General features: G+C 41.9%; 10 protein-coding genes. All 10 read right to left on the bottom strand.

Features of this window, described 5'->3' with window-relative positions:
* A partial coding sequence (locus tag AC29Z1_RS10690; RefSeq protein WP_488271449.1) for an S-adenosylmethionine:tRNA ribosyltransferase-isomerase occupies window positions 1-148 on the bottom strand: 148 nt, incomplete at its 3' end.
* Window positions 149-170: 22 nt separating this feature from the next.
* Entirely contained in the window at window positions 171-1493 is a 1323-nt protein-coding gene (locus AC29Z1_RS10685) for a SpoIID/LytB domain-containing protein (protein ID WP_488271448.1), read from the bottom strand.
* A gap of 16 nt (window positions 1494-1509) precedes the next feature.
* Entirely contained in the window at window positions 1510-1701 is a 192-nt protein-coding gene (locus AC29Z1_RS10680; RefSeq protein WP_488271447.1) for a DUF2905 domain-containing protein, read from the bottom strand.
* Between the two features lie 35 nt (window positions 1702-1736).
* Window positions 1737-2291, bottom strand: a complete 555-nt coding sequence (locus tag AC29Z1_RS10675; RefSeq protein ID WP_488271446.1) for an epoxyqueuosine reductase QueH — start codon at window positions 2289-2291, stop codon at window positions 1737-1739.
* Window positions 2292-2302: 11 nt separating this feature from the next.
* On the bottom strand, window positions 2303-3322 hold the full coding sequence (gene ruvB / locus AC29Z1_RS10670; RefSeq protein ID WP_488271445.1) for a Holliday junction branch migration DNA helicase RuvB: 1020 nt from the start codon (window positions 3320-3322) through the stop codon (window positions 2303-2305).
* A 17-nt stretch (window positions 3323-3339) separates the two neighbouring features.
* Window positions 3340-3963, bottom strand: coding sequence for a Holliday junction branch migration protein RuvA (gene ruvA / locus AC29Z1_RS10665; RefSeq protein WP_488271444.1), 624 nt, complete (start codon window positions 3961-3963; stop codon window positions 3340-3342).
* Window positions 3947-4453 (bottom strand): crossover junction endodeoxyribonuclease RuvC, encoded by a 507-nt coding sequence (ruvC, locus tag AC29Z1_RS10660; RefSeq protein WP_488271443.1) that lies wholly within the window; start codon window positions 4451-4453, stop codon window positions 3947-3949. The genes ruvA and ruvC overlap by 17 nt, the downstream gene beginning before the upstream one ends.
* A gap of 85 nt (window positions 4454-4538) precedes the next feature.
* Window positions 4539-5150 (bottom strand): BofC C-terminal domain-containing protein, encoded by a 612-nt coding sequence (locus AC29Z1_RS10655; protein ID WP_488271442.1) that lies wholly within the window; start codon window positions 5148-5150, stop codon window positions 4539-4541.
* A gap of 115 nt (window positions 5151-5265) precedes the next feature.
* On the bottom strand, window positions 5266-6003 hold the full coding sequence (locus tag AC29Z1_RS10650) for a YebC/PmpR family DNA-binding transcriptional regulator (protein WP_488271441.1): 738 nt from the start codon (window positions 6001-6003) through the stop codon (window positions 5266-5268).
* Window positions 6004-6077: 74 nt separating this feature from the next.
* A partial coding sequence (locus AC29Z1_RS10645) for a SpoIIE family protein phosphatase (protein WP_488271440.1) occupies window positions 6078-7227 on the bottom strand: 1150 nt, incomplete at its 5' end.

Genomic DNA, 7227 nt, shown 5'->3' with positions numbered 1-7227 from the left:
GAAATTGCGGAAGATCATAAAACATTTTGTGGTCAATTGATCCCGTTTTTCTGTCAAGCACCAATAGCCGGGAATGATCGCGTGGCTCAACCGGCTGCTGCGCTATGAGTTCTTCCGGTAAATCATAATCAAAATCCGAAACCAGCATGTAATCCCTCTTTATTTATGGCCTATATATAGGCTTTTTTTATTTCTATACCTTGGTAGTAGTGTTTCAATATATCCTTAAAATATTCGGTATTACCCGGTGGCGCCTTTTCGGCCATAGCTTTAGCCCCCCACTGGGACAAGCCAAGTCCGTGCCCCCAGCCAAAACCATAAATAATCACAACATCAGATGGTTCGCCAGTAATACACCGAATGGCATTATGAGTCTGCGGGTATTGGTTTTTTTTGGTGGAAAAAACTGGCTGATCTACAACTGCACGTACATTACCTGTGGTAGTTATATCAAACAGGGTGCTCTTTAGTTCTAACATATTTCTTATTTTTGTACCTGAAATTTCTACACTGCCGTTGGTACCGATGAGCCGGACCGTTTTAACTCGGCCTGATACACCTCTGTCGTTATTGGAAGGATTATCCAATGGTGACAACTCAATGGCTTGGAGATGACCAATAGTATAACCGGCTTTATTAATCGCTTGATTAAGTTCGGCAATTGTCAGCTTTTTTTCCCATTTGAAATAAGGACAATCTTGATCGAAATCAACTACCCCTTTTAAATAGGGCTCTGGCGAAGACCAGACATTTTCACTATTTTCAGTGTGTCCGCCTGAACTGCTGTGAAAGTAGGCAGTTATTAATTTACCATTATGCAGCAAGACTAATCCTCTTGTTGCATTGACTGCTTCTATGGCTCTAGGAGTTTCGCTTTCTCGCCCGCCATATACTTGACAATCCGTAGTGGCACATACATCAAACCCATCGTTTTTATGTTTATTGTAACTAGCCAACGCATACGTACGTGCAGCTACGGCCTGGGCTTTGACCGCTTCCATTGCCCAGTCTGGCGATATCTCATTTTTGATGATTCCATATAAATACTCTTCAACCGGTAACGTATTGACTACTGTTAAACCGGATTTGCCAGCAGTACGGTGGATACTAATATCTCCACGATACCGGCGGTTATTAACATGGGTAAACTGCTCGATAAACACCATTACATTTTCTTTTTTGAGAATTACATGGATGTCTGTAGCTGCAACCGGAGTGTCATTAATGGCTAAGCTATTATTTTTGGCAGAAACTGTTGCTTTTTCATATGCGCGGAAACTTCCTAATATCTTATTTGTTCCGGCACTAACCAGATTAAATGGAGCATCTGCCGTAATCTCAACACTTGGCTGTCCAGTTAATATCCCTACACGTAGGCTTGGTTCCATAGGCCATAATGTTTCTTTTGCCTCAGTCTGGGCTTGACCGGGTAATGGCAAGAACAAAAGAACAAAAATAGCCAGCAGTAACCATTGTAGCATATGTTTATGCACGCGCATACCTCCGGTACTATTTTCTTGCGAACAAATTTAAAATTATTGTTAAAACAATACTTAAAATAATGGAGGTGACAATCGGGAAGTGGAAACTAAAGTTACCTCGTTCAATATGAATGTCACCTGGCAATTTCCCCAAGCTAAAAATTTTACCGCCAAAATGGAATATTGCCCCGGCGATTAGCAAAATTACGCCAAATAGCATTAGCAGTTTGCCAAAAGAGTCAAATCCGCCTGTCATCACTTCTGTCCTTTCCGTGGTTTATAATATCGGTCTCTTTCACTAAAGATACAACCACAATAAGGCTGTCGATACATTTCCAATTCTCTGCTTATCTGAACTCCTTCCTGCCAGCCTGGCCTAAAATCGACATAAAAAAATGAAACTCCCTGCTCGCTTGCCGCTGCTTCAGCTGCTGCTTTAATTAAATCATGCTGCTGGTAAGGACTCACCAGCAGGGTAGTACTAAAACAGTCAAAACCATGCTCCTTAGCATAGCGGGCCGTTTGCTGCATTCTTAAATCATAGCATTTGCGGCACCGTCCACCAGGAGCTGTGATTGCTTGCTGCAAAAACTCTTCTAATGTATACCGCTCATCAATAATTATCTGGCTCAATCCAATTTTGTCAGCAAAATTTTTTAGGGTATCTAAGCGACGCATAAATTCTTTGTAAGGATGGATATTAGGATTATAAAAGTAGCCGGTTATTTCATACTCTGGATACTGTTCCCTCAAATGTTTCAGCGGAAATACCGAACACGGACCACAGCATACATGTAACAGCATGCGCATTACTAAGTCACCTACCACAATTTTTCTTGGTATTCTTTAGCTTTGTATGGAATATTGAGATGGCTATAGGCAGCCGGGGTAGCAACTCGCCCCCTTGGAGTTCGGGCGATAAATCCCATCTGCAGTAAAAATGGCTCATATACATCTTCGATGGTTTCTGTTTCTTCACTGATAGCAGCAGCCAAGGTATCAAGGCCAACCGGGCCACCATTAAACTTTTGGATAATGGCGTTCAGCATATTTCGGTCAGTTTTATCTAACCCGTATTTGTCTACTTCTAACAGTTCCAATGCCTTATCAGCAATGACGTCAGTAATGACGCCATCACCTGTTACTTGCGCAAAATCTCGTACCCGCTTTAACAAACGATTGGCAATACGTGGCGTACCACGGGATCGCCTGGCAATTTCGCGGGCGCCGCGGGGCTCGATAGCCACGTTGAGTATTTCGGCAGCTCTGTTTACAATGCACTCTAGATGCTCTGTCGTATAATATTCCAGTCGGCAAATAACCCCAAACCGGTCTCTAAGCGGTGCTGCAAGAGCACCTGCTTTGGTTGTTGCCCCTACCAGCGTGAATTTAGGCAAATCCAGGCGAATTGAACGGGCAGAAGGTCCTTTGCCGATAATAATATCAAGTGCATAGTCTTCCATTGCAGAATACAGCACTTCTTCTACTGATCGGGATAAACGATGAATTTCATCAATAAACAGAACATCTCTTTCCCCTAAGTTGGTTAGTAATGATGCCAAAGCCCCAGGCCGTTCAATTGCCGGACCGGAAGTAATCCGAAAATTAACCCCCAGTTCGTTGGCAATAATTCCTGCCAATGTAGTTTTTCCCAATCCAGGCGGTCCATACAGTAATACATGATCAAGTGCCTCGCCACGGGCCAGTGCGGCCTGTACAAAAATGGATAAATTATTCTTCACTTGATCTTGTCCAATATACTCATGCAAACGACGCGGTCGCAGGCTATATTGCCAGGAATCGACCTCTTGCTCGCCTGATGACACAATACGTTCTTCCACCAGTTAGCTCCTCCCAGTTACTTTCGGCCAAATTCCTTCAATGCAAGCCGAATCAATTGTTCTAATGATATCGCTGACTGCGCTTTGCTTTCACGTTCATACACTTTCCTAATAACAGGTGTAATTTCAGCGTGATTATACCCTAGAGCGGCAAGCGCTTGGATAGCCTCCTGTATAATATCTCCTGTAAGGTTTGTATCTGCGGATAACTGTCCGGACATGGTTGGGTTAAACTCATCACTTATGCCAATTTTGTCTTTTAATTCTAAAATAATTCTTTCTGCTGTTTTTTTACCGATACCCGGTATTTTGGTTAATATGGCAGCATTATTAGTGCTGATTGCAGCCCGAAAATTTTGCGGCGTTATCGTTGATAAAATACCAGCCGCTACCTTAGGTCCAATGCCTGATACAGAAATAAGGTGTAAAAATAGTTCATATTCTTCTTGTGTATAGAATCCGTGTAATGTCAATGCGTCTTCGCGAACATTAAGATAGGTAAATAAAGTTGCCGGCTGACCAACCACCAGTTTCTGCCTAGTTGAATTAGGAATAAAAACTCGGTAGCCAACCCCTTGAACATTGACAAAACAACTGTCTGTAAATAAATGTGTGACTATTCCTTTAACGTAACCTATCATTCGTAACCCTCGTTCTGTTAATACTTCCACAATGCGCAGTGCAGATTGCTACAGCAAGTGCATCGGCAGCGTCATCGGGATGCGGCTTGTTCGGTAAATGCAGTAGCCTTTGGGTCATATAAATCACCTGCTCTTTGGTTGCCTTGCCATAACCGGTTACTGCCTGTTTCACTTGTAGCGGCGTAAACTCAGCCAGGTTGAGATGATTTTGAGCCGCTGCTAATAATACTACCCCTCTGGCTTGGCCTACGGCCATAACGGTTCTAACATTTTTATTCATAAATAAAAGTTCTACGCCCATAATTGCAGGCCTATACTGTTTAATCAGGGAATCAATTTCCTGATGAATTTTATGTAATCGCATTCCTGCTTCCATATCTGGCGTTGTTTCAATAACGCCATAAGCTAGTGCTTTTAATCGGTTTCCCTGCGTTTCGACCAGACCATAACCACATATTGCTGTGCCAGGGTCGATTCCTAATACTATCATTTGCTGCCCCCTTTTCCCAGTTTCATTCGACAAATTGAAGCACTTTTCCTGTTTCAAAAAATAAAAAGAGAGGCTTTGCCTCTCTTTAACGCGCCTGCATACCTTCTAATGTTCTGAGTAACTCTTCTTTCGATTGTACAACCAATCCCTGCTTTAATTCTTGAACATCTTGTGGCATTAAAGCAGTTATAGGTATTGTTGTTACTTCTTTAACTATGGCTTTGGGGCCAGGTCTTCCACTAAAAACTGTTACATACCCATCTTTGATACCAATGAACATATTATTGGCATGCTCTCGGCATAAACTGTCTACCTGTAGTCTCATTTCCACTTCTTTAGTGTCAAATTTATCGATAGACCAGCCAGAATAGATTTTTTGAACTTGATTAAGAGTTAGACCAATTAAATTGTCAGGCGGCTTAGTTCGAAATACTTCTTCATCATTGCATTTGGTATACATTATTTTTTGTACAAGTTCGGTATTGGTTGATATTTTAATTTTTCCATCCTGCTTAACAGCTTCGGTTTCATTCGGGTTAAACAGTTTAGCATCCATATCGACCTGAGAAGCATAAAACCCAATACCAAACAATAATAAAATTAGACCGCCAATTAATACAGGCTTTAGAGGGATGGGCTTGCCAAACAATGTTACCTGTTGTAATGAGGCAAGTTTTGCAATAAGTTTAGACCACATACTGGCAACACTCCTTTCTCTAGCGTTGCCAGTAGTTTTCCCAAAAAATACAATAAATATACAAGTTTTACAAGCAAATGAAATAAATACCTAGATAACAGGCAAAATCTGCTTATTATTCTGCAGAATCTTCCGGAATATCAAAATTTGTATATACTTCCTGGATATCATCATGATCTTCTAGTGCGTCAAGCAGTTTCATCATTTTCACTGCCTCATCACCAGATAAGCTGGTCGTTGTCTCCGGTACCATGGTAATCCGGGCAACTATTGGTTTAATATTATTTTTTTCTAATTCTTCTTGGACTTTTTCAAAATCATCCGGCGCAGTGGTTATTTCAAACTGATCGTCAACGGTTTCAAAATCTTCTGCTCCGGCATCGAGTACCATGAGCATTAGGTCTTCTTCCTTGATGCCATCCCGCTCAACCACAAATACTCCTTTTTGTTTAAACATCCAAGAAACGCAGCCTGTTTCTCCAAGATTGCCACCATATTTAGAAAATAGATGACGTACGTCGGCTGCAGTTCTGTTGCGATTATCAGTCATGGCTTCAACCATAATAGCTACACCGCCGGGTCCATAGCCTTCGTATGTAATTTCTTCATAATTGCTGGCTTCCACTGTACCTAAGCCTTTCTGGATCGCACGTTGGATATTCTCTTTGGGTATATTATTTTCTCTGGCTTTTTGTAATGCCAATTTTAAACGCATGTTGCCTGTTGGGTCAGAACCACCCAATCGTACGGCAACAGTAATTTCACGACTAATTTTGGTAGTCACTTTGCCACGTACAGCATCCATCTTGCCTTTTCTGTGCTTTATATTAGCCCATTTAGAATGTCCTGCCATTGTAATACTCCTCTCAGACTATCTGAATCGCCAATATTGTAACATAACAGGAGGTAGTTGGCAAAGCAGTTTTTTCAAACCCACTCAATACTCACTTCTTTGCCTTTTTGTTGCAGTACATTTTTTAGATTATTTAATACTTGGGCTTTGAGGTTCATCTGCATGGGGAAATAGGGATTTTGGTGTGCTGGATTAACAGCTAAACCGGCAATAACGTTAATTTTATCCGCCTCGCTAAGCAATTTGGCAAGCAAAGTGGCACCATCGCGTTTAGTAGAGTTATGTATGTTTGTAACATTTGTTAACCGACCGACAGTTGCATTTAACGTGAGTATTCCTTCTGTGACCAAATCAATACCATCAAGGAAGCCGATAGGTGGAATTTGTGGATCATGGCAGGTTAAATCCATTTTCAGTGGACAATTCATGATTCTGCTAACTATTTGAGCAGTAGTTCCTCCTGCAACCACCTTTTTTCCTGGCAAAGAGAGCAGTCGTCTGACAAGTGGTTCATCAAGGGCTGTATTGGCTGGAGGACCGGTAAAGATGGTTAATTGCTGAGGATAACGCATTTTAACCACAAGACTTGTGGAATCATCTCCTGGACAGCCGATATAATAACCCTCACAACAATTTATCAAATGCTGTCCAAGCGTTTCAGCATCTATATTTTCATTCCATGTTGCCTCTAGTTCAGTGGCTACTCCTTTCCAACCCCACCCCAGTTTCAGTAAGCCACCGATGCCTGCGTGTATAACTCCATCAGTTACCGCCACTAATATATCCGCTTCCTGGAGATACAGTTCCCCTTCGCGAATGGTTTTACCGCTCACTATCTTTTCTCGGGTTGGAAATGGAATTACCTTTCCCTGGCGTATTAAAAAGGTGGTTGGACAGTCAAATTCGACCACCGTGGTTTGACCGTCAGGACTTATTTTTATGATATGTAATGTTGAGTAGGCTATCTTCCGTTGACGACAGACTGGCAGAGTTTCTGCAATGGTGTTTACGACATCTTCAAGCGGAATGCCGCGTTTGAGCATAACGGTGGCAATCTTTGTCGTTAATGTAGCTAAGATATTCGCTTTGACGCCACTTCCAAGTCCGTCAGACATTACAATGATCGTCGATTCTGGTGTCCTAACGATATCTACATTATCTCCGCATAATTCTTCGCCGTCTTTGCATAATTGGGCAATTCCAACCTCAGCATGAAGCTTTTGC

The sequence above is a fragment of the Sporomusa sp. genome, from assembly GCF_057736855.1.
This window is presented reverse-complemented; position numbering and strand designations above follow the sequence as displayed.

Bases quoted from the DNA above. Each gene is read 5' to 3' on its own strand.
- AC29Z1_RS10680 (WP_488271447.1), bottom strand. From the start codon at position 1,701: ATGCTATTTGGCGTAATTTTGCTAATCGCCGGGGCAATATTCCATTTT.
- AC29Z1_RS10675 (WP_488271446.1), bottom strand. From the start codon at position 2,291: ATGCGCATGCTGTTACATGTATGCTGTGGTCCGTGTTCGGTATTTCCG.
- ruvA (WP_488271444.1), bottom strand. From the start codon at position 3,963: ATGATAGGTTACGTTAAAGGAATAGTCACACATTTATTTACAGACAGT.
- ruvC (WP_488271443.1), bottom strand. From the start codon at position 4,453: ATGATAGTATTAGGAATCGACCCTGGCACAGCAATATGTGGTTATGGT.
- AC29Z1_RS10655 (WP_488271442.1), bottom strand. From the start codon at position 5,150: ATGTGGTCTAAACTTATTGCAAAACTTGCCTCATTACAACAGGTAACA.
- AC29Z1_RS10650 (WP_488271441.1), bottom strand. From the start codon at position 6,003: ATGGCAGGACATTCTAAATGGGCTAATATAAAGCACAGAAAAGGCAAG.